17 protein-coding genes and 1 tRNA gene are annotated in these 21,854 nt (G+C 34.9%); 8 read left to right on the top strand and 10 right to left on the bottom strand.

Features of this window, described 5'->3' with window-relative positions; translation table 11 throughout:
* Nucleotide 1 precedes the first annotated feature (1 nt).
* Entirely contained in the window at nt 2-1,648 is a 1,647-nt protein-coding gene (locus BSF42_RS03735) for a SulP family inorganic anion transporter (protein ID WP_095951787.1), read from the top strand.
* Nucleotides 1,649-1,760: 112 nt separating this feature from the next.
* Entirely contained in the window at nt 1,761-2,399 is a 639-nt protein-coding gene (gene can, locus BSF42_RS03730) for a carbonate dehydratase (RefSeq protein WP_095951786.1), read from the top strand.
* Between the two features lie 34 nt (nt 2,400-2,433).
* Here can and BSF42_RS03725 read toward each other — a convergent pair whose 3' ends face one another.
* Together BSF42_RS03725 and BSF42_RS03720 are read right to left on the bottom strand one after the other, a co-directional pair.
* Nucleotides 2,434-3,636 (bottom strand): LETM1-related biofilm-associated protein, encoded by a 1,203-nt coding sequence (locus tag BSF42_RS03725; RefSeq protein ID WP_095951785.1) that lies wholly within the window; start codon nt 3,634-3,636, stop codon nt 2,434-2,436.
* 107 nt (nt 3,637-3,743) lie between these two features.
* Nucleotides 3,744-4,271 (bottom strand): superoxide dismutase family protein, encoded by a 528-nt coding sequence (locus BSF42_RS03720; RefSeq protein WP_095951784.1) that lies wholly within the window; start codon nt 4,269-4,271, stop codon nt 3,744-3,746.
* Nucleotides 4,272-4,484: 213 nt separating this feature from the next.
* Between BSF42_RS03720 and BSF42_RS03715 the strand changes: the two genes are divergently transcribed.
* The 3 genes from BSF42_RS03715 to BSF42_RS03705 all read left to right on the top strand — a co-directional run bounded on the left by BSF42_RS03715 (nt 4,485) and on the right by BSF42_RS03705 (nt 6,026).
* Nucleotides 4,485-4,922, top strand: a complete 438-nt coding sequence (locus BSF42_RS03715) for an META domain-containing protein (RefSeq protein ID WP_095951783.1) — start codon at nt 4,485-4,487, stop codon at nt 4,920-4,922.
* A gap of 4 nt (nt 4,923-4,926) precedes the next feature.
* On the top strand, nt 4,927-5,454 hold the full coding sequence (locus BSF42_RS03710; RefSeq protein WP_095951782.1) for a DUF4251 domain-containing protein: 528 nt from the start codon (nt 4,927-4,929) through the stop codon (nt 5,452-5,454).
* 86 nt (nt 5,455-5,540) lie between these two features.
* On the top strand, nt 5,541-6,026 hold the full coding sequence (locus tag BSF42_RS03705) for a hypothetical protein (RefSeq protein WP_095951781.1): 486 nt from the start codon (nt 5,541-5,543) through the stop codon (nt 6,024-6,026).
* Between the two features lie 75 nt (nt 6,027-6,101).
* Here BSF42_RS03705 and BSF42_RS03700 read toward each other — a convergent pair whose 3' ends face one another.
* From BSF42_RS03700 to BSF42_RS03665, 8 genes are all read right to left on the bottom strand, one after another.
* Nucleotides 6,102-7,196 (bottom strand): glycoside hydrolase family 18 protein, encoded by a 1,095-nt coding sequence (locus BSF42_RS03700; protein ID WP_095951780.1) that lies wholly within the window; start codon nt 7,194-7,196, stop codon nt 6,102-6,104.
* Between the two features lie 212 nt (nt 7,197-7,408).
* Nucleotides 7,409-9,214, bottom strand: a complete 1,806-nt coding sequence (locus BSF42_RS03695; protein ID WP_095951779.1) for an acyl-CoA dehydrogenase family protein — start codon at nt 9,212-9,214, stop codon at nt 7,409-7,411.
* Between the two features lie 64 nt (nt 9,215-9,278).
* The gene (locus BSF42_RS03690) at nt 9,279-9,629 is read right to left on the bottom strand and encodes a four helix bundle protein (protein ID WP_095951778.1); all 351 of its coding nucleotides are present in this window, start codon (nt 9,627-9,629) and stop codon (nt 9,279-9,281) included.
* A 188-nt stretch (nt 9,630-9,817) separates the two neighbouring features.
* A complete protein-coding gene (locus BSF42_RS03685) occupies nt 9,818-10,999 on the bottom strand; it encodes an acetyl-CoA C-acyltransferase (RefSeq protein ID WP_095951777.1) in 1,182 nt (393 codons plus the stop codon).
* A 177-nt stretch (nt 11,000-11,176) separates the two neighbouring features.
* On the bottom strand, nt 11,177-13,567 hold the full coding sequence (locus BSF42_RS03680; protein WP_095951776.1) for a 3-hydroxyacyl-CoA dehydrogenase/enoyl-CoA hydratase family protein: 2,391 nt from the start codon (nt 13,565-13,567) through the stop codon (nt 11,177-11,179).
* Between the two features lie 52 nt (nt 13,568-13,619).
* Complete coding sequence (locus BSF42_RS03675) at nt 13,620-14,105, bottom strand: MarR family winged helix-turn-helix transcriptional regulator (protein ID WP_095951775.1); 486 nt, start codon at nt 14,103-14,105, stop codon at nt 13,620-13,622.
* A gap of 221 nt (nt 14,106-14,326) precedes the next feature.
* Nucleotides 14,327-15,364, bottom strand: coding sequence for a YafY family protein (locus BSF42_RS03670; protein WP_095951774.1), 1,038 nt, complete (start codon nt 15,362-15,364; stop codon nt 14,327-14,329).
* A gap of 163 nt (nt 15,365-15,527) precedes the next feature.
* A complete protein-coding gene (locus tag BSF42_RS03665) occupies nt 15,528-16,151 on the bottom strand; it encodes a hypothetical protein (protein WP_095951773.1) in 624 nt (207 codons plus the stop codon).
* Nucleotides 16,152-16,694: 543 nt separating this feature from the next.
* Here BSF42_RS03665 and BSF42_RS22375 point away from each other — a divergent pair.
* The 3 genes from BSF42_RS22375 (at nt 16,695) to BSF42_RS03645 (ending at nt 21,225) form a co-directional block, all read left to right on the top strand.
* Nucleotides 16,695-16,812, top strand: a tRNA-OTHER gene (locus tag BSF42_RS22375).
* Nucleotides 16,813-17,055: 243 nt separating this feature from the next.
* Nucleotides 17,056-19,296: a hypothetical protein gene (locus BSF42_RS03655; RefSeq protein ID WP_095951771.1), complete on the top strand. Its 2,241-nt coding sequence runs from the start codon at nt 17,056-17,058 to the stop codon at nt 19,294-19,296.
* Nucleotides 19,297-19,803: 507 nt separating this feature from the next.
* On the top strand, nt 19,804-21,225 hold the full coding sequence (locus tag BSF42_RS03645; RefSeq protein WP_095951769.1) for an RtcB family protein: 1,422 nt from the start codon (nt 19,804-19,806) through the stop codon (nt 21,223-21,225).
* Nucleotides 21,226-21,854: the final 629 nt, after the last annotated feature.

The raw sequence follows: 21,854 nt of genomic DNA, 5'->3' as shown, positions 1-21,854 counted from the left end.
TATGACAAAAAAAATCAATCTTTTTGCCAACCTTAAATCTGATTTTGCTTCAGGTTTAGTGGTTTTCTTGGTGGCTCTTCCATTGTGTTTAGGTATTGCAATGGCTTCTGGAGCACCATTATTTTCTGGAATCATCGCTGGTGTCGTGGGTGGTATTATCGTAGGATATTTAAGCCAGTCCCACATTAGTGTATCAGGTCCAGCTGCGGGGTTAACAGCTATTATTTTAACCGCAATTACCGATTTTGGAGCGTTCGATGTATTTTTAATGTCTGTTTTTATTGCTGGAATTATTCAATTAGCATTAGGATTTTTAAAAGCCGGAAGTATATCGAACTATTTTCCAACAAATGTAATTGAGGGAATGCTGGCGGGTATTGGAATTATAATCATCTTAAAACAAATCCCTCACGCTTTTGGCTACGATGCCGATTTTGAAGGCGATCAGGCATTTATACAAAATGACGGAAGTAATTCTTTTTCATTTTTGTTTGATGTTTTAAATCATATTCATTTAGGAGCTGTAGTTGTTTCTGCGGTTTCATTAGCCATTTTATTAGCGTGGGATAGAGTTCCTTTTCTAAAAAGAATAAAATTAGTTCCAGGTGCACTAGTTGCAGTTATCGCTGGAGTAGTCTTAAACGAAATATTTGTATCAACAGGAAGCACTTTGGCAATTGCAAAAGAACATTTGGTTTCTTTGCCAGTTCCAAAATCTTTTGATGAATTTAAATCAATTATAATTACACCAAACTTTGCTGCAGTTTCAAATCCGCAGGTTTGGGTAGTTGCTGTTACAATTGCCATTGTCGCTTCTATTGAAACACTTTTATGTATTGAAGCTTCTGACAGAATGGATGTTCAAAAAAGATATACCAATACGAATGTTGAGCTTAGAGCACAAGGTATTGGTAATATAATAAGTTCTCTATTAGGAGGTCTTCCTATGACATCTGTTGTGGTGCGTTCGTCAGCAAATAACAATGCTGGGGCAAAATCTAAAATGTCTGCCATTATTCATGGTGTACTTTTATTAATAAGTGTATTATCAATTCCAGCAATTTTGAACAAAATTCCTTTGGCAACATTGGCGACGGTTTTAATTTTGGTTGGATATAAATTAGCAAAACCAGCAACCTTTATGCATTTCTGGGAAAAGGGGAAATACCAGTTTGTACCTTTTATTGCAACTTTGGTCTTTGTTGTTGCGACAGATTTGCTAAAAGGTGTTGCGTTAGGAATCGTTATTAGTATTATTTTTGTTTTGAGAGGAAACTTAAAAAGAGCTTATGTCTTCAAAAAAGAACAATATGAAGATGGCGATATTATCCACATCGATCTAGCGCAGGAAGTTTCATTTTTAAATAAAGCTGCGATTAAGCAGACGCTGAGTGAAATTCCTGAAAATTCAAAAGTAATTATCAATGCACATGATACCGAATACATTGCACACGATGTTTTAGATTTGATTCGTGAGTTTAAAGAAACCAGAGCAATTGATGAAAATATCAAAGTAAAACTAAAAGGTTTTAAAGCGGCATACGAATTAGAAAACACGCCTGATAATAGCAACCACGTTACTATCGAGCATTATTATGATGTGGCAAAACGAGAAGTAGTTCAAAAAGAAGTTGTTAAAGGAGAATAAAAAAAATAGGTTTTCTGAGGCAGAAAAAATGTCTAAATTTAGGTAACTTTACAACAAGTTCATTTTTTGAGACTATTATAACTTAGAAATTACCACGCAAAAAATAAAAAAAATGAGAAAGTTTTATGAGCAGTTATTAGAAAACAATAAAAAGTGGGTTGAGAATTCATTGGCTTTAGATCCAAATTATTTTGCTGATCTAGCAAAAGGACAGTCACCACCATTATTATGGATTGGATGTTCTGACAGTCGTGTTCCAGCAAACGAAATCGTAGGTGCAAAGCCAGGTGAAGTTTTTGTTCACCGTAACATTGCAAACATGGTTGTACATTCTGATATGAATATGCTGAGTGTACTGGATTATGCAGTAAATGTATTAAAGGTAAAACACGTTATTGTATGCGGGCACTACGGATGCGGAGGTGTAAAAGCAGCAATGGGAAATATGTCTGTTGGAATTATTGACAACTGGATTCGCCACATTAAAGATGAATACCGTTTGCACGATAAATATTTAAATTCAATTGAAGATGAAACGGAGCGTTTTAACGCTTTTGTAGAAATCAATGCTAAAGAGCAAGTTTATAATTTAGCCAAAACTTCAATTGTTCAGGGAGCTTGGAAAAATGGTCAGGATTTAATGCTTCACGGATGGGTTTATGGTTTAAATTCTGGTTTTGTAACCGATTTAAATGTAAATATTGCTTCGAATGATGAATTAGACGAAGTTTACCAGCTTAGTAATCTATAAGAAATAAAAAAATCGCCTTAAGGGCGATTTTTTTTTATTCGTTTTCGTCTAAATTCTCATTAAATGCAGATGGAAGCATTGTTGGAATAAACTTAATTAATATCGGTAATAATAAACTTCCTCCAGGAAGTAAAAATATAGTCAGTGACGGAATGGTTTTGCAAATATCCAAAAGCTGTTTTTTTACTTTCTTCTTTTCCTTTGCATCCAAATCTCTTGTTGTAGAATAGGCAAGGAGCACAACAAGTTCTTTACTCTGCATAATCTCTCTTACCAATCTGTTTTTGTTTCTTGTAATCAATTTTATAACGCTGTGCGTCATTTGATCGTAGAAATGTTTAACAGGATTCGAGTAGTTAAAGTATGGAATTTTACTTTTATGAGTGGTGATAAAAGTATTTGTAGTCGCAATACTTTTGGCTGTAAATTCATCCGTAACACCCATCATCGAACCTAAAGAATACAGAAAGTAGGCTTCTTCATTTTCAACAACGCCGTCGCTCCAAAGTGCCATTCCAGCCATATCTATTAAGTAATACTGTTCTAGTTTGTTGCTGAAATAATCTAGTTGAAGTGTTTCTAAAGTTTCGACCGTAACTTTTGAGAATTTCGAATAACGTATAGAAGCTTCAAACAACTTAATCAATAAATCGTCGTGAACTGATTTTACTGTTTTGGTTTTCAGTGCCAAACCAACAATACCAAGTACCGTTTCTTCAATACGTTTTAAATATTTCTCTGGAATTTCGCCGTGAGCTAAATATTGTCTAAAAGCCAAAACATCAATAAAAAGCAAAGCATTGGTTACTAAATGCGAAAAGTTTTTGCTGATGATACTGTCGTTCGTTTGAACTCTTTGATCAATAATAGTTTCCAGCGAAAGGGAAGGAGTGTCTTTTGGAAGTAAAATTTTAAACAAGTTAAATCCCTCTGGATTCATTTGTTTGTAAAACTTTAAAACTTCTGAAATAAAATTTTTAGGTTCCGAATTTCTTTTCTCTAAACAAAAAACATGGTAAAGAGTGTTGAGTAAAGCTGTCTTAGAAATTTCGGTTTTAAACCAGCCTTTTATCGGAATAGGAAACTGCGAATCAATAGCAATAATATGACCATAGATAAAGCCCGTTTCTCTTACTTTATAGTAAAAGGAATCTACAGTCTCAAAAGGGATAGCTTCTGAAAACTTCTGTTCACTAAAAAACTTATCTATCCAGCCTGGTGCTGATGGGTTAATCATTGACTTAATTTTGCTGATGCAAAGCTATGTCTTTTTCTTGTTTTAGAATTAGTTTTAAATGAAATAACCACTAGATTTTGTTAAAAATAGTGGTTATTATGGTTTTCTTATTTGATAATTCCAGCACAAGCAACTCTTCCGCCGGCATTTCCGGTTGGCTGCGTTGTAAAGTCATCTGTTCCTTCATGTACAATTAGGCCTTTTCCTAAAACATCTTTGTTAGAATCTCCACAACCTACACACCATTCGTCAGTAGTAAAAGTTATAGATCCGTTACCTTTTGCATCAGCAGTAAAGTTTCCGATATCACCTTTATGATATTCTCCAACTCCCCATTTTCCGTGTTTTTTAAAGGTAGGATTCCAGTGTCCTCCAGCAGAACTTCCATCGGCAGCAGTACAATCTGCTTTTTCATGAATGTGAATTGCGTGAACACCTGGTTTTAATCCAGTCATTTTTGCTGTAAAAGTCACTTTTCCATTTTTTTCTGTAAAAACAGCAGTTCCGGCAACAGTACTGTTACTTTTTGGTTCTAATGCAACAGTCAAAGTTTTGGCATCACCAGATTTTGTATTGGTCTTACAGCCAATGATTACGGCTGTAATTATAGCGAAAGAAACGATTAGTTTTTTCATATCTATGGGTATTTTAATTAAAGATTAAGTAAATTTAACATAAAATAACGGATTACTTTAACTCTAAAAGTTAAAAAAAAGTCAAACTATACGTTATAAAATACAATCGATTGAGCACAAAACCCAAAAATATTGCTTAAATTCGTAAGGGTTTTAACGAATAATTTCTGAAACCAAACTTCTCTAATTCGCTCACATTTAATTCTTAATGTCATGATGAAAAAGATTTTAATTCTCGTTTTCCTTAGTTCAATAGTACTTTCCTGCAATATTTTTAAATGTAAAAAAAGCGATGCAGTTTCGAAACTCGACGGAACTTGGGAACTAAATTATATCACTGGTCCCCGAATTACTTTTGAAGGTTTGTATCCAAATAAAAAGCCAACAATAGTTTTTAATACGAAAGAAAATCAAGTTTCTGGAAATAATAGTTGTAACTCCTACACAGGAAAGCTGGTTGTAAACGGAAATAAAATTGATTTTACGCAGCCAATGGCCGTGACAAAAATGATGTGCATGGACGGACAGCAAGGTGAGCAGACTTATATGAGTACACTTCAAAAAATAACCTCATACGATATTACGGATGACGGAAAAACTTTGAATTTTATTTCTGGAGATATTGCTATGATGCGTTTTACTAAAAAATAGTTATATGAAAGCTAAATTATCTGTTTTGACTCTGTTTTTTGCTGTTTTAAGTTTTTCAGCTGCAGCACAGGAAAAAACAAAAAAACAACTCAAAGAAGAAAGAGAACTCAATAAGAAAAATGAAATTAAAGCGCTTCTTGATGCGAAAAATTTTGTTTTTGAAGCACAGAAAGTTACGCCTCAAGGTGGCAGATTAATTCAGCTCGATTACAGTACTTATTTCTTGAATTTTAATACCGACAATACAACTTGCGATCTTCCTTTTTTTGGACGCGGTTTTAATGTTGGATATAATAGTGACGGTGGAATTAAATTTGAAGGAAAACCAACAAATATAAAAGTTGAAAATAAGAAGAATAATACTGTTCTTAAAGCGACAGTGCGCGGAAGGACGGATACTTATGATTTAACTTTTACTGTTTTTTATAATGGAAGTGCCACATTAAATGTAAATAGCAATAACAGGGCGGCGATTAGTTATGATGGAGTACTAAATGCTCCAAAATCTGAAGAAGTAAAGGATAAAAATTGAACGGCCTCATTTTTTTAATTACGATTTTAAAAATCAATATATTTTAGAATGTATAATTATTTAGAAACAAATTTAAAATTATAACTATGAAAAAATTAAGTCTTATTTTTATTATGGCCACTGCCATGTTTTCATCTTATGCGCAATCTTCATTCAAAGAAGATGTTGATGTTTTACAAAGTGTTTACGGAAAATCTAAAAGTGAACTTGTAAAACAGTACATGAATCTCTCAGATGCACAAACCGCTGCTTTTACTAAAGTTTATGATGAATACGAAACAAAGCGTAAAGCCCTCGGACAAACTAAATTTCAATTAATAAATGATTATGCAGCTAATTATGATACTTTAACTGATGCTAAAGCAGATGAATTGGCAAAAGGAACTTTGAAAAATCATATAGATTATGAAAAATTATACTCTAAAACTTATGGTCAAGCCAAAAAAGCGATTGGCCCTATAAATGCAGCTAAATTTATACAGTTGGAAGTTTATCTCCAAACCATTATTCGCAGTGAAACTTTAGAAGCGATTCCGTTTATTGGAGAATTGGATAAGTCAAAAGTTCAATAAAACTGAGTCATTATATAAAATAGAAAAGGCAGTTATTTTTTAGATAACTGCCTTTTATTATGTGGTTTAGCAAAATTATTTTGCTGTTTTTACTTTGTAAATTTCATTTACCATTCCGTCACGGAAACTGTCTAATGTAAGTTCCCAAAACATAATTCCTCCTAGTTTTTTAGCTTTCACATATTCTGCTTTAGCTTTGATAGATTTAAGATCGTCAGATGTTGCGAAAGTTTTTGTAGCTGCATTATACCAATATGGTGCTTGTGCTTTTTCATCATAAAAATATTTCCAGCCATTTGCTTCTGTATAAGTTGAAGCAAAGTTTTTAAAGTTTACACCTTCAATATGTTCACCAGGCTGGTAAAGACCATTATTGATATTCTCTACATTTTTCCAAGTTCTAGAATAGAATGCGCCTCCAATAACTAATTTCTCAGATGGAACACCTTGTTTTAGTAGATATTCAACAGCTCTGTTTGTAGATTCTTGATTTGGATTTGTACTGTATAATGGAGTGTGGTGTCCTGTAACTTTAGAATATCCGTTTACTAGATCATAACTCATAATATTAATACGATTAACTAATGGAGTTACAGCTTTCCAATCAATAGATTCATCTAAATATTTTTGGAAACCACCTGCAGCAAAACTCAATTCGTATTTTTTGCCTAATGTTGAACGAAGTATTTTTACTAATTCAGTAAAATTTGGTTTATCAACAGCTTGAAACAAATGTCCAGGAAGTCCTTCAATCGCAGGATATTCCCAGTCTAAATCTAAACCATCTGCTTTATAAGAATCGCTGATTTCTTTTACAGATTTAGCAAATTTCAAACGCCCCTCAGCAGTAGAAAATGCAGCAGAGCATGGTTCGCAGCCACCCCAGCCGCCAAGAGATAAAATAATTTTTAACTGCGGATTTTTAGCTTTTAAAGAAACTAAGTGTTTAATAGTAATGGAATCTTTTTCAGAATCGACAGTTAATTTTCCATCTTTTAAATGAAGAAAACTAAATATAATCTGATTTAGTTTACCTACTTCGTATTCATCAATAAGTTTAGAATCGCCTGTATAATAGGCAATAATGTCCATTTTTTTACTTTTCTGCGCATAAGTATTGGAGATACCAAAGCACATTAAAAATAATGCGATTAGAGTAATGTGTTTCATTATTTGTTTTTTAGCGTTTTTAGAATGCTAAAATTAAAGCAATTCATTCAATATTCAGCTTTTAATAACTATAAAAAAGTAATTTTAACGAAAATTTTGCAAATCGTTGCAAAAATATTGCGGATTGCATGTAGCATAAGAAAAAAAATAAACCCGCACAGTTTCGGACTTGCGCGGGTTTAAACAAATTAAAAGCTAAAAACTATTTTATATTAGAAGCAGTATGAATTTTCTGCAACTAATTTTTCTGCAATTTTTTCTCTCAGTGCCACAACATTTGGCAGATTAGTGTATTTTGTAAAACGTTTTAATCCCATTAACATCATACGTTGCTCATCACCTTCAGCAAAAGAAGCAATTCCTTCTTTTCCTTTTAAGTTTACGATATCTACAGCTTTATACAAGTATAATTTTGCCATAGCAATCTGCTCTTGAACTTTGTCTTCACCTTTATTTTTGGCTAATTTTTCAGTTCTTAAAATAGTACTTTCAGCCATGTAGATTTCGATTAAGATATCAGATGCAGCCATTAATAATTGTTGGTGAGCATCTAAATCAGCGCCATATTTTTGAACCGCGCTTCCGGCAACCATTAAGAATACTTTTTTCAAGTTAGCTACGATTCCTTTTTCTTCTGCAAACAATTCAGAGAAATCTGGAGTGTCAAAAGATGGAATTCCCATTAATTCTTCCTGAACTTTCGTTGCAGGACCTAATAAATCAACGTGGCCTTTCATCGCTTTTTTGATCAACATACCTACAGAAAGCATTCTGTTGATTTCATTTGTTCCTTCGTAGATTCTAGCAATACGAGCATCTCTCCAGGCACTTTCCATCGGAGTATCTTCAGAGAATCCCATTCCACCAAAAATCTGAATTCCTTCGTCAGAACAGTTCTGAATATCTTCAGAAACTGCTACTTTCAAGATAGAACATTCGATTGCGTATTCTTCAACACCTTTCAGTTCAGCTTCTTGGTGAGAAGTTCCTTCAGCTTCACGAGCGGCAATTCTATCTTCGATGTCTTTTGCTGCACGGTAAGAAGCACTTTCTCCAGCGTAAGCACTAGTTGCCATTTCAGCCAATTTAGAGCGAATAGCTCCAAAAGATGAAATTGCAGTATTGAACTGGATTCTTTCGTTAGCATATTTTACTGCTCCCGTTGTTACTCTTCTTTGAGCATCCAAACATGCAGCAGCCAATTTAATACGACCAACATTTAAAGCATTCATTGCGATTTTGAAACCGTTTCCTCTTTCAGACAACATGTTTTCAACCGGAACCTTTGTTTCGTTAAAGAAAACCTGACGCGTAGAAGAAGCACGAATTCCTAATTTGTGCTCTTCTTCATTCATAGAAATTCCGTTTGACGGATCGTTTTCTACGATAAAACCTGTAATATTTTTATCATCTCCAATACGAGCAAAAACGATGAAAACGCTGCAGAAACCTGCATTCGAAATCCACATTTTTTGTCCTGTAATAGAGTAGTATTTTCCATCTTCAGATAAAACAGCTTTAGTTTTTCCTGAGTTAGCGTCAGATCCAGCGCCTGGTTCCGTTAAGCAATAAGCGCCAAACCATTCTCCAGAAGCCAATTTAGGAACGTATTTTTTCTTTTGTTCCTCAGTTCCATAAAGTGTAATTGGCATAGTTCCAATACCAGTATGTGCACCAAAAGCAGTTGAGAAAGATCCTGTTGCACCAGAAATGTAATCGCAAACCAGCATTGTAGATACGAATCCCATTCCTAATCCACCGTATTCCTCAGGAACCGCAACTCCAAGAAGTCCAAGTTCACCCGCTTTACGCATAGAAGCTTCTGTATAAGCGTAATCTTTTTTCTCAAAACGATCTTTATGCGCCCATAATTCTTTGTCAACGAACTCCTTCACAGAGTCACGCATCATCAACTGCTCTTCCGAGAAATCTTCTGGTGTAAAGATGTCTTCGCACTTTGTTTCTTTAACTAAAAACTGACCACCACGAGTCACGTTTTTTTCGATTGTATCTGCCATTTTTATTTTTTTTTAAGAGAAAAGAAAATAGAATATAGAGAATAGATTTTAGACTGAGCTTACTTTACTTTAAGCCGTTTTGGAAGCCCATTGTCATTCTTTGAAATTCTTCTATTTTAATTTCTAATTGGTTAAATTGTGTTTCGTTTATATATTTTCTATGCGTTGCAATCAATAATTGTGTAATGAGTTCAAATGAAGAACCTAGAGAAATGTCTAAAAAATGACTGAAAGATTTATCAGTTCGAGAAGAACCTTCAGCAATATTACTAGGCATTGAAACAGAACATCGGCTTATTTGAGAACTAAGATCATATCTTTCATGTTTCGGAAAGTCTAACAATAAATCTGAAATATCATTAGCAATTGAAATTCCAAGTTTCCAAATCTTCAAGTTCTTATAATTATGTCTCATGTTTTTTGAGTCAAGTTAAAGAATTAAAATAAAAAGTAAGATTATTACTATTTATTATTTTTGAAACATTTTGTAATTTCAAAAAGTCTTATCTCTTTCTTCTCAAAAAAAATCTATTCTCTATTCTCTATATTCTATATTCTATGTTCTATATTCTATTTTCTATATTCTATTCTCTATTATCTTTTTTAAAGAACCTCGTAAATCCCCGCACTTCCTTGTCCAGTCCCCACACACATCGAAACAATTCCGTATTTACTGCCTCTTCGTTTCATCTCATCAAATAACTGAACAGAAAGTTTAGCTCCTGTACATCCCAGAGGGTGTCCTAGTGCGATTGCTCCACCGTTTACGTTTACGATATCAGGATTTAAACCTAACTCACGAATTACAGCCAAAGACTGAGAAGCAAATGCCTCGTTTAATTCTACTAAGTCAATATCTTTTAATTCTAAACCAGCTTGTTTCAACGCTTTCGGGATTGCTTTTACTGGACCGATACCCATGATTCTTGGTTCAACGCCAGAAGAAGCAAAGTTTACAAGTCTTGCAATTGGCTCAAGATTTAATTCTTTCACCATTTCTTCGCTCATAATTAAAACGAAAGCAGCACCGTCACTCATTTGTGATGAGTTACCAGCAGTTACGCTTCCGTCAGCAGCAAAAACTGGTTTTAATCCAGATAAGGCAGCGATAGAAGTTCCAGCTCTTGGACCTTCGTCTTGTTTTACAACGTATGATTTAGTTTCTTTTTTTCCATTTTCATTAATGAAAGTCTGATCCACAGTAATCGGAACTATTTGTTTGTCGAACTTTCCTTCAGCTTGGGCTTTCAAGGCTTTCATATGAGAGTTGTAAGCAAACTCATCCTGATCTTCTCTTGAGATTTTGTATTGGTTGGCAACCGCTTCTGCAGTTAGACCCATTCCCCAGTAATAATCTTCATGACCTGCAGCAGCAACTTTATAATCCGGAGTTGGTTTGTAACCTCCCATCGGAATAAAACTCATACTTTCAGCTCCACCAGCAATGATACAATCTGCCATTCCTGATTGGATTTTAGCAGTTGCCATTCCGATAGTTTCTAATCCAGAAGCGCAATAACGGTTTACAGTAACACCAGGAACATCTTCTACTTTTAATCCCATTAATGAGATCAAACGTCCAACGTTAAGTCCTTGTTCTGCTTCCGGCATGGCATTTCCTACCATAACGTCATCAATACGTTTTTTGTCGAAATCAGGCAGTTCATCCATCATAAACTGAATGGTTTCTGCTGCTAATTCGTCAGGTCTTTTAAATCTAAAAACCCCTTTTGGTGCTTTTCCAACTGCGGTTCTATATGCTTTTACTATATATGCTGTTTTCATTTGTTTTTGTTTTTTTAAGATTATAGAAAATAGATCATAGAAAATAGACTATTACTTTGTCTCAAAATCTATATTCTTTTCTCTTTATTCTATTTTTTAAGAGTATAGAAAATAGAGTATAGAAAATAGACTTTTACTAAGTCTGAAATCTATATTCTATTCTCTTTGTTCTATTTTCTAGTTTCTTAATGGTTTTCCTTTAGTTAACATATACTGAATCCTCTCTAAAGTCTTTCTTTCTGTACATAAACTCAAGAAAGCTTCACGTTCGATATCTAATAAATATTGTTCAGATACTAAAGTCGCTTCAGATAAATCACCACCGGCCATTACGTAAGCCAGTTTGTTAGCGATTTTTTTATCGTGCTCAGAAATGTATTTTCCAGCTTCCATTTGATCTGTTCCAACTAAGAACATTCCAAGCGCTTGTTTTCCTAAAACCTTAACATCAGTTCTTCTAATAGGCTGCGTATATCCAGCTTCAGCCATTAGCAAAGCATGTTTTTTAGCTTCGGCAATCTGACGATCTTTGTTAACTACAATAACATCTTTCCCATGCTGTAAAAGTCCAGTGTCAAAAGCTTCATAACCAGAAGTCGATACTTTTGCCATAGCGATTGTTAAGAAATACTCTTGAAGAACGTTTAATTCCACGTCGTTTTTGCGGAAAAGATCAGACGCTCTCAAAGCCATTTCTTTAGATCCACCACCACCAGGAAGTACACCAACTCCAAATTCAACTAATCCCATATACGTTTCTGCAGCAGCAACTACTTTATCAGCATGTAAGCTCATTTCGCATCCACCACCAAAAGTCATTCCGTGAGGTGCTACAACAACTGGAATAGAAGAGTAACGAACGCGCATCATTGTGTCTTGAAACATTTTGATTGCCATGTTTAATTCATCATATTCCTGCTCAACCGCCATCATGAAAATCATTCCGATATTAGCTCCAACAGAGAAATTCGCTGCCTGATTACCAATAACTAAACCTTGATATTCTTTTTCAGATAAGTCGATTGCTTTATTGATGGCTTGAAGTACATCGCCGCCAATAGTATTCATTTTAGATTGGAATTCTAAATTCAAAATTCCATCTCCTAAATCTTGGATAATTGCACCACTATTGCTCCAAACTTTTTTGCTTTCGCGAATGTTGTTCAGAATAATAAATGCATCTTGTCCAGGAACTTTTACTTGAGATTTTGTTGGAATGTCATAGAAATAGGTCGCTCCTTCTTTTATAGAGTAGAAACTTTCGCTTCCAGAAGCTAACATGTCGTTAACCCATGCAGCTGGTTCAAGACCTTCTGCTTTCATAATTTCAATTCCTTTGGCAACGCCAATTGCATCCCAAATTTCGAATGGACCATTTTCCCATCCAAAACCAGCTTTCATGGCATCATCAATTTTGTATAATTCATCTGAGATTTCAGGGATTCTGTTTGAAACATAAGCAAACATTCCAGCGAAACTCTTACGGTAGAATTCTCCCGCTTTGTCTGTTCCTTTTACCAAAACTTTAAAACGATTGATTGGTTTATCAATAGTTTTTGTTAGTTCAAGAGTAGCAAAATTTGCTTTTTTAGCAGCGCGGTATTCTAATGTATCTAAGTCTAAAGAAAGAATATCTTTATCTACTTTTTTATAAAAACCTTGTCCGGTCTTGCTTCCTAACCATTTATTTTCCATCATTTTGTTGACGAAATCAGGAAGTTTAAACAATTCATGTTGCTCATCAGTTGGGCAGTTTTCATAAATACCGTTGGCAACGTGTACCAAAGTATCCAGACCAACAACGTCAACCGTACGGAAAGTAGCCGATTTTGGACGACCAATTACTGGTCCGGTCAATTTATCAACTTCTTCAATCGTTAATCCCATTTCTTTTACCAAATGGAACAAACTTTGAATGCCGTAAATACCAATTCTATTTCCAATAAACGCTGGAGTATCTTTAGCAACAACCGAAGTTTTTCCTAAAAATTTAGATCCGTATTCGTTTAAGAAATCCAATACTTCAGTTGAAGTTTTTGGACCAGGAATAATTTCAAATAATTTTAAGTAACGCGCAGGGTTAAAAAAGTGTGTTCCGCAGAAGTGCTGTTGAAAATCTTCGCTTCTTCCTTCGCTCATAAAATGAATTGGAATACCAGAAGTGTTAGAAGTAACCAAAGTTCCCGGTTTACGGAATTTCTCGATTTGTTCAAAAACCAGTTTTTTGATATCTAAACGTTCTACAACAACTTCGATAATCCAATCTACATTGGCAATTTTTGCCATATCATCAGTCGTATTTCCAGTTGTAATTCGGCTTGCGAATTTTTGACTGTAAATAGGAGAGGGTTTCGATTTTAATGAATTCGCCAAATGTTCGTTTACCACACGGTTGCGAACGGCTTTACTTTCAAGTGTTAATCCTTTTTTAGCTTCAGCTTCTGTCAGTTCACGAGGTACGATGTCAAGAAGTAAAACTTCAACACCAATATTAGCAAAATGACAAGCTATACCTGAACCCATAATTCCGGATCCAATTACAGCAACTTTTTTAATTGTGCGTTTCATATTTGTAAAATTTGTTTTTTGGGTAGAATTTGAATTTCTCTTTTAAAAAAGATTATTCATTTTCTCTGTTTTCTGTTTGATTCGCCAGTTCGCTGGCGCTAGTGTGATTGAATATATTTTTATCCTGAATTAATTCGTTTATGATTTCAGAAACTTCGATAAAATGTTTTAGTTTTTCGTCTGAAACATGTTTTCTAACGCTCTCATTAAACTTCAGAACTGTATTTTTAGATAAATCTCTTTTTTCTTTTCCAAAATCGGTTAGGTAAATTAAGACACCTCGGCCGTCAGTTGGGTTTTTTTTGCGAACAATTAAACCTTTTTCTTCCATCGATTTTAATGTTCTCGTTAAGCTGGTTGCTTCCATGCCCATTCTCGGGCCCAAAGCGGTCGATGGAGTCCCTTCTTCCTTATCCATACTTAAAAGAGCAAATCCCGTTGCCATTGTAGCATCGTATTTTGCAGCCTCTTCATTATACATTCTTGAAACAGCCTGCCAGGTTGCTCTCAAAATATAATCTATTGTTTTATCTTTCATAGGTAACTATATCGATTTCAAATATAATTAAAAAATACTATGCACGCATATAATTTTTTATTAATTTTTTGGTTAGTTAAAAAAAATCTTTGGTTTACAGGGTTTTATGGTTTTATTTTATTTGAAATATACTATTCTTTTCTGATATTTTAACAAAAAAGCGATATGAAAAGTTAAGATCTGATTTTATAATTGTGTTTTATCTCGTTATATGTAAAAAATCATGCATTTAATTCATTTTTATCTTCAGTATTGTAGCGCGAAATGGCATCTTGCAGCATCTTTTTCATACGATTTCGTAGACCTTCGGGTTTTAAAATTTCGAGACAGCTTCCAAAGCCTAATAAAAGTCTTTCCATTTCATAATTTGGTATCACAAACAAATGCACGATAATACTTCCGTCTTCATTTTCTTTAATTAATCGCTGAGAAGTGTGCAATGGTTTGGTGAGCACATAAGGCGCATTCGAAGCATCGACCCAAAGTTCAATTTGTCTTGCTTTTAATCCAGAATTAACCGTTACTCCAATTACATCCTTATAATAAGTATCGGCATCAAAATCTTCTTCTAAATAGGAAAGGTTAAAATCATAATCAATTGAAATGATTCTGTCCAAAGCCAAATTTGTAATAGGCTGTGACGTTTTTTTCTTTCCAACTAAAAACCAGCGGTTATTAAATTCCTTTAATATAAAAGGATGAAAATGAAATTTCGTTTCTTCTCTCGATTTGAATGATTTATAAGTAATTACCAAAACCACTTTTTTGACAATCGCTTGATAAATTTCGTCTAGATAATGAAGCCCTTTTAATTTCTCATTTTTATCCAAATAAATAACGGGTTTGGTATGCGATTTTTCAGAGTAGATTTTATCCTCCAAACGCTGTAAAATATCCGATACATCACTAAACAAAGAGAAATCCTTAAACTGCTTGAGCATCGAAACGGTTTCGGTCAAAACATTCATATCGGTTTCCGTCAGCGGAATATCGGTTATCGAAAAATCCTCATCTTCATATTTATAATACTTTTTATCGTAAACCACAATCGGTGCATTATACCCCAGTTTTTCACTGCGCATCAGCTGAATATCCATTTGAATCGTTCTTTTACTGATCGGATTTTCACGACCTTCATATTCAAATAAAGCTTCAGAACATTCTTCGATTAAATCTTCTAGAGTCCATTGTCTGTATTTATTTTGCAGACATTTATCGATCGTTTTGTACCGAATTAAGGCGTTTTTGTTTTGTGACATAGTTTGACGTTTTGCCGCAAAGGCGCAAAGGCTCAAAGGATTTGTTTCACGCAGATTTTGCAGATTTAAGCAGATTTTGCAGATTTTTTTTAATCATTTTAATCCTTTAATCTGTGGTATAAAAACTTTGCTCCCGAAGCCTCGGGACTGCGACTTTGCGAGATTATTTTTTGCTTTCTAAAAGGCTTAATTCTTTTTCAATATTAAATCTCGCTTTTTCCTCATACAATTTTCTAAACTCATCTGTCTGAAAAATAAATTCATTCTCCAGAAAATGTTTCAATGCCTTCGCGCGCCCGGGTTTGTATAGAAAATCAGGATAAATGCGGTATTCTTTTCTAATCTGTTCAAAATAGATTTTATAATCGTCCCAACCTTTAGCTAGGATTTTCAAATCAAAATCGATTACCCAATTGATATCTTCAATTCTATTATGCTGATGCAGTTGTGTAGCGCAGATGGCATCAAAAACCAATTGCCTATTTAGATTGACATTTTTAGGTAAAATTGCCAAAGCATATTCGGCACTTTTAAGTTCGTTATCTTTTTTGGAAGCCGAATACACAAAATCATGATAAAAAATAGAAAATAAGATTTCATTAGGGTTTTGAAGTTGATCGCGATACGTTTCAAAACTCGCAATCATATCTTTTATATGTGTAAGATTATGATAATACCTTGATTTTTTGGAATATGCATTTTCTAATTCCATCCAGTTTTTCTGAATTTCATTCACTGAAAAGCCAATATTCAAAAGTAATTCAGAATACGTTTTTTCTAAATTCATTTTGTCTTTTTTTAAATCTGATGAAAGCTCCTGCCGAGCGTAATATTTATAGCTAATTATTAGCGTAAGATCAAATAGCTCCAGCGGAGCGAAATATCTATAACAATTTATCACGATAAGCTCAAAAGCTCTAACGGAGCGTCATTTCCAGTTTTAATGTTCACTCATAAAATATGTCACCCCGCTGGGGTTGTTGAAATAACATCACGAAAACAGCTATAAATATGCCGTCCCTCTGGGACTTATATATTATTTAAAAATAATTTTCTCTCAAATTTAAAATTCTTTTTTTACTGCGCAAAATAATTGCGTAGTAGTTTTGAAATCTTTGCTCAAGAAATAAAACAAATACTATTTCTAAAATAAGAAGAAGAAAAAACACTACGCAAAATAACTGCGCACTAGTTTTAAAATCTTTGTTCAGAAATAAAAACAAACGTTCATACAAATAAGAAAAAGAATAAAACAGGTCAAGTTTGAGTTACTTCGAAAACACTTTCCAATGTACACACTTACACCATTACCTTTTTATCTCATTTAAATGAAGCAGTAGCTCAGCGGTTAGAGCAGGTAGTTTTGAAATTATCCTTAAAAGGTCAATCTAAACTTACTTCGTACACTTATAATGTCCGGGTCGTGGGTTCGAATCCCATCTGCTTCACTATTAATGGTCAATTAAAACTTACTTCTAGACATTGGTATTTCCGGTTCGAGTCCGGCAAGTTTTAAAATTATCATTAATAAAAAACGAGGGTCAAGATTAGCTTACTTCTCGGGGAAACCCACAAACCAATTTGAATCAGCTAATCCATTACACTCCAATTTCAGGTCAAGTGTTTCTTACTTCAAAATCTTTTAGGTAGAACTCAGAAACGCAATTATCTAAATTTTAAAAATTAAAAAAATGAAAACAACAGCATTATTAAAAATCAGTTTACGTCAAAATGCCATTTTCATTCCGTCAGAAATGATTGCGAATGAGAACAAAAATTTATCAGGAACAACTTCAGTTTTGTTAGCCAATATTTCAAGACTTGGATTTACAGTTTCCGAATCATTATTACATGCTTTAAACAATGTAAACCCAAATTATAAAGTTGAAGTTTTAGATGTGCTGAGAGAAGTTTTAGGGACAGATAAAAACTGGACGCCTTTGGTGAAAGAATGGAATATCCCAACGGGAGAATCTGTTGTAGATCATATTACAACTTATTTCGGAAATGTTTTTAAAACCAAAAACGGAATAACTTTACAATGCGGTCATATTATTCCGGATAATACTTTTCCATTAGAAAGATACAATGGCTGTCCGTTCTGCGGAACTCCGTTTGAATTCGGAAAACTGGAAAATATCGGACAAGGAAGCAAATTAAAAATGCTTGAATTGTGGACAGAAAAAGATTTAAATGATTTCTATATATCATTATTGCAGTCAAAAACAGCTTTAGACGCTACACAGGTAGATAGTTTAAAAATGGTGATGCAAAATTTGCCTTTGCCAAAAACAGAAGTTGCAATGAAGGAAACTTTAATGCTTGTAATTGATCTTTTGATTGAAAACGGTAAAGAAGCCGAAGCATCTCAATTTTTAAAAACACCAACTGATATCTTAAGATATTTATGGTATAAAAACACAGGAATGCTTCAGATTATGGAGCCAAAAACGATTGTGAAACGTGCGTCAAAAAATGGACAGCATTTCTACAATGTTTTAGATACGAGCGTTCAGGCGAGAGTTGCATCAAAAAAAGATTTGAAATTGAAATATTCCCGAAAAGAATGTTTAATGGTGGCAAATTGGTTGAATACTATGGATATGGATGTTGAAGCGATGTGCGAAACGATGCATCCTAAAAGAGGAATGTGGGTTCGTTTTATCCGCGCATTGCGTTTGGCAGAATACAGTAAAAGAAAAGGATTCGAGAAATTGAATTTTTTAATGGATGTATTTTACAACCAAGTGTATGATGTTTGGCAAAGCAAAGTAAACACATCAAGATTAAAGTTTGATGCCGATAAAACTTTTGCATTGTTAAAACAACGTCCAGGATTATTTGCACGTTCGTTATTTTCGAACATGCTATGGTTTGGAGCAGAAGAAACGATTGCACATTTTGAAGAAATCATCGATAAAGTTCCGGCTCGATTGGTGTTTACTTTAAATATGTATGCTCAAAATTATTTTGATAAAAATATGCAGAGAAGTGTGAAGCCTCTTGGCGGAACAAACAAGCGAATTCAACCTAACGGTTTATTGAAATTGTACGAAGATTTTCAGTTAGAAGAAATGAAAAATCAGATAGAAAAATTGTGTCTTTTGGCCATGATAAAACGATTTGCAGCGGTTTCTAATACAAACAAAACCATGTACATTGATCCGCAATTGTTTAACATTCCGGTTTCTATAGGAGATCGAAGCGATACAGTTCAGGATTTGCCAGTTGCTTTAATGGGAACCCGTTTCCCAATTGAAGGAAACGAAGTGCGATTGTATATGCAATGGGGTGCAGCTTTGCCAGCGCAGCATTTAGATATGGATTTGAGCTGTCATATTGCCTATGAAAACAGTTCAGATATTTGTTCTTTCAGCCGATTGACTACAACTGGTTGTCAGCATAGTGGTGATATAAGAAGTATTCCGAATAAAATTGGAACTGCCGAATATATTAACATCAACATCGACGAATTGGCGAAAGCCAACGCAAAATTTGTAACTTTTACCTGTAATGCATACAGCAACGGAAGTATTACGCCAAATTTAATTGTAGGTTGGATGAACAGTAAACACCCGATGAAAATTTCGGAAAAAACTGGTGTAGCGTACGATCCGTCGTGTGTAGATCATCAGGTTCGTGTAACGCAGAATGTTGCCAAAGGTTTGGTTTTTGGAGTGTTGGATGTAGCCAAAAGAGAAATCGTTTGGTTAGAAATGACTTTCGGAGGTCAGGTTGTAGGTGGTTTGGATTTTAAAGGCGTTCAGGCGTTGTTATCAAAACTAAACAGCAAATTGAATATTGGTAGTTTGTTACAGCTTAAAGCGGAAGCCCAAGGTTTAACAATAACCGAAAACGAAATTGCCGATGAGGTTTATACAGCACAATGGGCAATGAATCCTGCGGTTGTGACACAATTATTAGTAGATTAGGTTTAATTAGGTACAATGAGGCAGAGGTTCAGAGGTATAAAGGTTTTTGTAGAGGCGCACTGCAGTGCGTCTCCGCAAAGTTTGGTAAATTAGGTTTAATTAGGTACAAAGAGGCAGAGGTTCAGAGGGACAAAGGTTTTTTGTAGAGGCGCACTGCAGTGCGTCTTCGCAAAGTGTGTAAATTTAATCTCGCGAAGTCGCAAAGTTTTTTTAAGCATTATTAAACGTACTGTTTGTCATCCTGAGGAACGAAGGATCACACAAGAAACTCGACAAAGATTGGCGATTCTCTTTGAGGAATATTGGATGTGATCCTTCGTTCCTCAGGATGACAAAAAATGAGAAAAAAAATCATTTTAATCCTTTAATCTGTGGCAAAAAAACCTTTGCGACTCTGCGACTTTGCGAGAACTATCTCTTCGTAGAGCAAAAAAACTTAGAATTAAATGTGTCTACGCAAAATAACTGCGCAGTAGCATTTAACCTTTGTCCTTTAAAAAAGAAACAATGAAAACACAAATAAACGGTACAGATATATTAGAATTAGGATTCCCAGAAGGAAAAATAATCGGGATTGCCTTAAAAATAAACAGCAAAAGAAACGGATTCACTAGAGACGAAATGATCGCAAATTTCAAAAACGTCTTAGAAACTCCGGAGAATTATATAGATGATAAAATCTTCAGCAAACTGGCTGTGGCTTTAATCGAAAAATCAAATGAAAAACCAGAAGATTTCATTGCGTTAAACGAAAATCCAAATGCGTATTCGGCTTACGGATTAGATCATATCGAAGACGGAGCCAGAAAACAAATGGAAGTAGCCATGAAATTGCCCGTTACGGTTGCCGGAGCATTGATGCCAGACGCGCACCAAGGTTACGGATTACCGATTGGCGGAGTTTTAGCCACTAAAAATGCCATTATTCCGTATGGCGTTGGAGTTGATATTGGGTGTAGAATGGCGTTGTCGGTTTACGATATTCCAGAAGATTTTTACTTTGAAAATGAAGCTAAATTTAAAAAAGAATTAATCGCCAATTCTATTTTTGGAGCGGGTCACGGATTTCACGGTCAGTACAAATCAGATCATGCGGTTTTGGAGAATGATACTTTCAATATGAATCCGTTTGTGAAAAATTTGAAAGATAAAGCCTGGTCGCAATTAGGATCTTCAGGTGGCGGGAATCACTTTGTGGAATTCGGAATCATGGAATTTGCCAAAGACGATGCCGTTTTGAATATCCCAAAAGGGAAATATTTCGCTTTGTTAACACATTCTGGTTCACGCGGAATGGGCGCTACAATTGCGGGACATTATACCAAAATCGCAAAAGACGTTTGTAAACTTCCAGAAGCGGCAAAAAACTTAGCGTATTTAGATATGAATTCTCAATTGGGTCAGGAATACTGGATGGCAATGAATTTGGCGGGAGATTACGCTTCGGCTTGTCATGAAATTATCCATAACAAAATGGAACGCGCTCTGGGTGCCACAATTTTAGCCAAAGTCGAAAACCACCATAATTTTGCGTGGAAAGAAATCTGGAACGGCGAAGAAGTAATCGTGCATAGAAAAGGCGCAACTCCAGCCGGAAAAGGCGTTATGGGAATCATTCCGGGAAGTATGACAGCACCGGGATTTTTAGTGAGAGGAAAAGGCGAGGAGAACGCCATTAATTCGGCTTCACACGGAGCAGGACGACAAATGAGCAGAACTAAAGCTATAAAAAGCATCACTAAAAACGAGATGAAATCGATTTTACAGCATCACGGTGTGACACTTATCGGAGCAGGATTGGACGAAGCGCCAATGGCGTACAAAGATATCAATCAGGTGATGGAAGCACAACAGGATTTGGTTGATGTTGTAGCGAAATTCACTCCGAAATTAGTGAGAATGGCAGATGATGGGAGCCGAGAGGATTGATTTTAGTGTTCAGTCGCAGTCGCAGTTTTCAGTGTAGAGAGTTATTTTTAGTGATCAGTGGCAGTGGCAGTTTTCAGTGTAGAGAGTTACTTTTAGTGATCAGTGGCAGTCGCAGTTTTCAGTGTAGAGACTTGTTTTTAGTGATCAGTCGCAGTCGCAGTTTTCAATGTAGAGACTTATTTTTAGTGATCAGTCGCAGTCGCAGTTTTCAGTGTAGAGACTTGTTTTTAGTGATTAGTCGCAGTGGCAGTTTTCAGTGTAGAGGCGCACTGCAGTGCGTGTAACACCCAGTTTGTCATCCTGAGGAACGAAGGATCACACTAGAAACTCTACAAAGATTGGCAATTCTCTTTGAGGAATATTGGATGTGATCCTTCGTTCCTCAGGATGACAAACTTTGCGGTTAAAGATTTTTTCACGCAGATTCAAAAAGATTTAAGCAGATGCTCGCAGATTATTTATAAAAATCATTTTAAATCTGCTAGAATCTGCAATCCCGATAGCTATCGGGAGCGTGAAATAAAAACTTAGCTCCTGAAGCCTCGGGACCGCGACTTTGCGAGATTAAAAACAAAAAAACTTAGTGTCCTAGCGCCTTAGTGGCAAAAAATAATAACCAACGCAAAGAA

The organism is Flavobacterium sp. ACN6 (genome assembly GCF_002304005.1).
In the GTDB taxonomy this organism is placed as follows: domain Bacteria; phylum Bacteroidota; class Bacteroidia; order Flavobacteriales; family Flavobacteriaceae; genus Flavobacterium.
This window is presented reverse-complemented; position numbering and strand designations above follow the sequence as displayed.

Coding starts and splice junctions, on each gene's coding strand:
- BSF42_RS03735 (WP_095951787.1), top strand. CDS start 2: ATGACAAAAAAAATCAATCTTTTTGCCAACCTTAAATCTGATTTTGCT.
- can (WP_095951786.1), top strand. CDS start 1,761: ATGAGAAAGTTTTATGAGCAGTTATTAGAAAACAATAAAAAGTGGGTT.
- BSF42_RS03725 (WP_095951785.1), bottom strand. CDS start 3,636: ATGATTAACCCATCAGCACCAGGCTGGATAGATAAGTTTTTTAGTGAA.
- BSF42_RS03720 (WP_095951784.1), bottom strand. CDS start 4,271: ATGAAAAAACTAATCGTTTCTTTCGCTATAATTACAGCCGTAATCATT.
- BSF42_RS03715 (WP_095951783.1), top strand. CDS start 4,485: ATGATGAAAAAGATTTTAATTCTCGTTTTCCTTAGTTCAATAGTACTT.
- BSF42_RS03710 (WP_095951782.1), top strand. CDS start 4,927: ATGAAAGCTAAATTATCTGTTTTGACTCTGTTTTTTGCTGTTTTAAGT.
- BSF42_RS03705 (WP_095951781.1), top strand. CDS start 5,541: ATGAAAAAATTAAGTCTTATTTTTATTATGGCCACTGCCATGTTTTCA.
- BSF42_RS03700 (WP_095951780.1), bottom strand. CDS start 7,196: ATGAAACACATTACTCTAATCGCATTATTTTTAATGTGCTTTGGTATC.
- BSF42_RS03695 (WP_095951779.1), bottom strand. CDS start 9,214: ATGGCAGATACAATCGAAAAAAACGTGACTCGTGGTGGTCAGTTTTTA.
- BSF42_RS03690 (WP_095951778.1), bottom strand. CDS start 9,629: ATGAGACATAATTATAAGAACTTGAAGATTTGGAAACTTGGAATTTCA.
- BSF42_RS03685 (WP_095951777.1), bottom strand. CDS start 10,999: ATGAAAACAGCATATATAGTAAAAGCATATAGAACCGCAGTTGGAAAA.
- BSF42_RS03680 (WP_095951776.1), bottom strand. CDS start 13,567: ATGAAACGCACAATTAAAAAAGTTGCTGTAATTGGATCCGGAATTATG.
- BSF42_RS03675 (WP_095951775.1), bottom strand. CDS start 14,105: ATGAAAGATAAAACAATAGATTATATTTTGAGAGCAACCTGGCAGGCT.
- BSF42_RS03670 (WP_095951774.1), bottom strand. CDS start 15,364: ATGTCACAAAACAAAAACGCCTTAATTCGGTACAAAACGATCGATAAA.
- BSF42_RS03665 (WP_095951773.1), bottom strand. CDS start 16,151: ATGAATTTAGAAAAAACGTATTCTGAATTACTTTTGAATATTGGCTTT.
- BSF42_RS03655 (WP_095951771.1), top strand. CDS start 17,056: ATGAAAACAACAGCATTATTAAAAATCAGTTTACGTCAAAATGCCATT.
- BSF42_RS03645 (WP_095951769.1), top strand. CDS start 19,804: ATGAAAACACAAATAAACGGTACAGATATATTAGAATTAGGATTCCCA.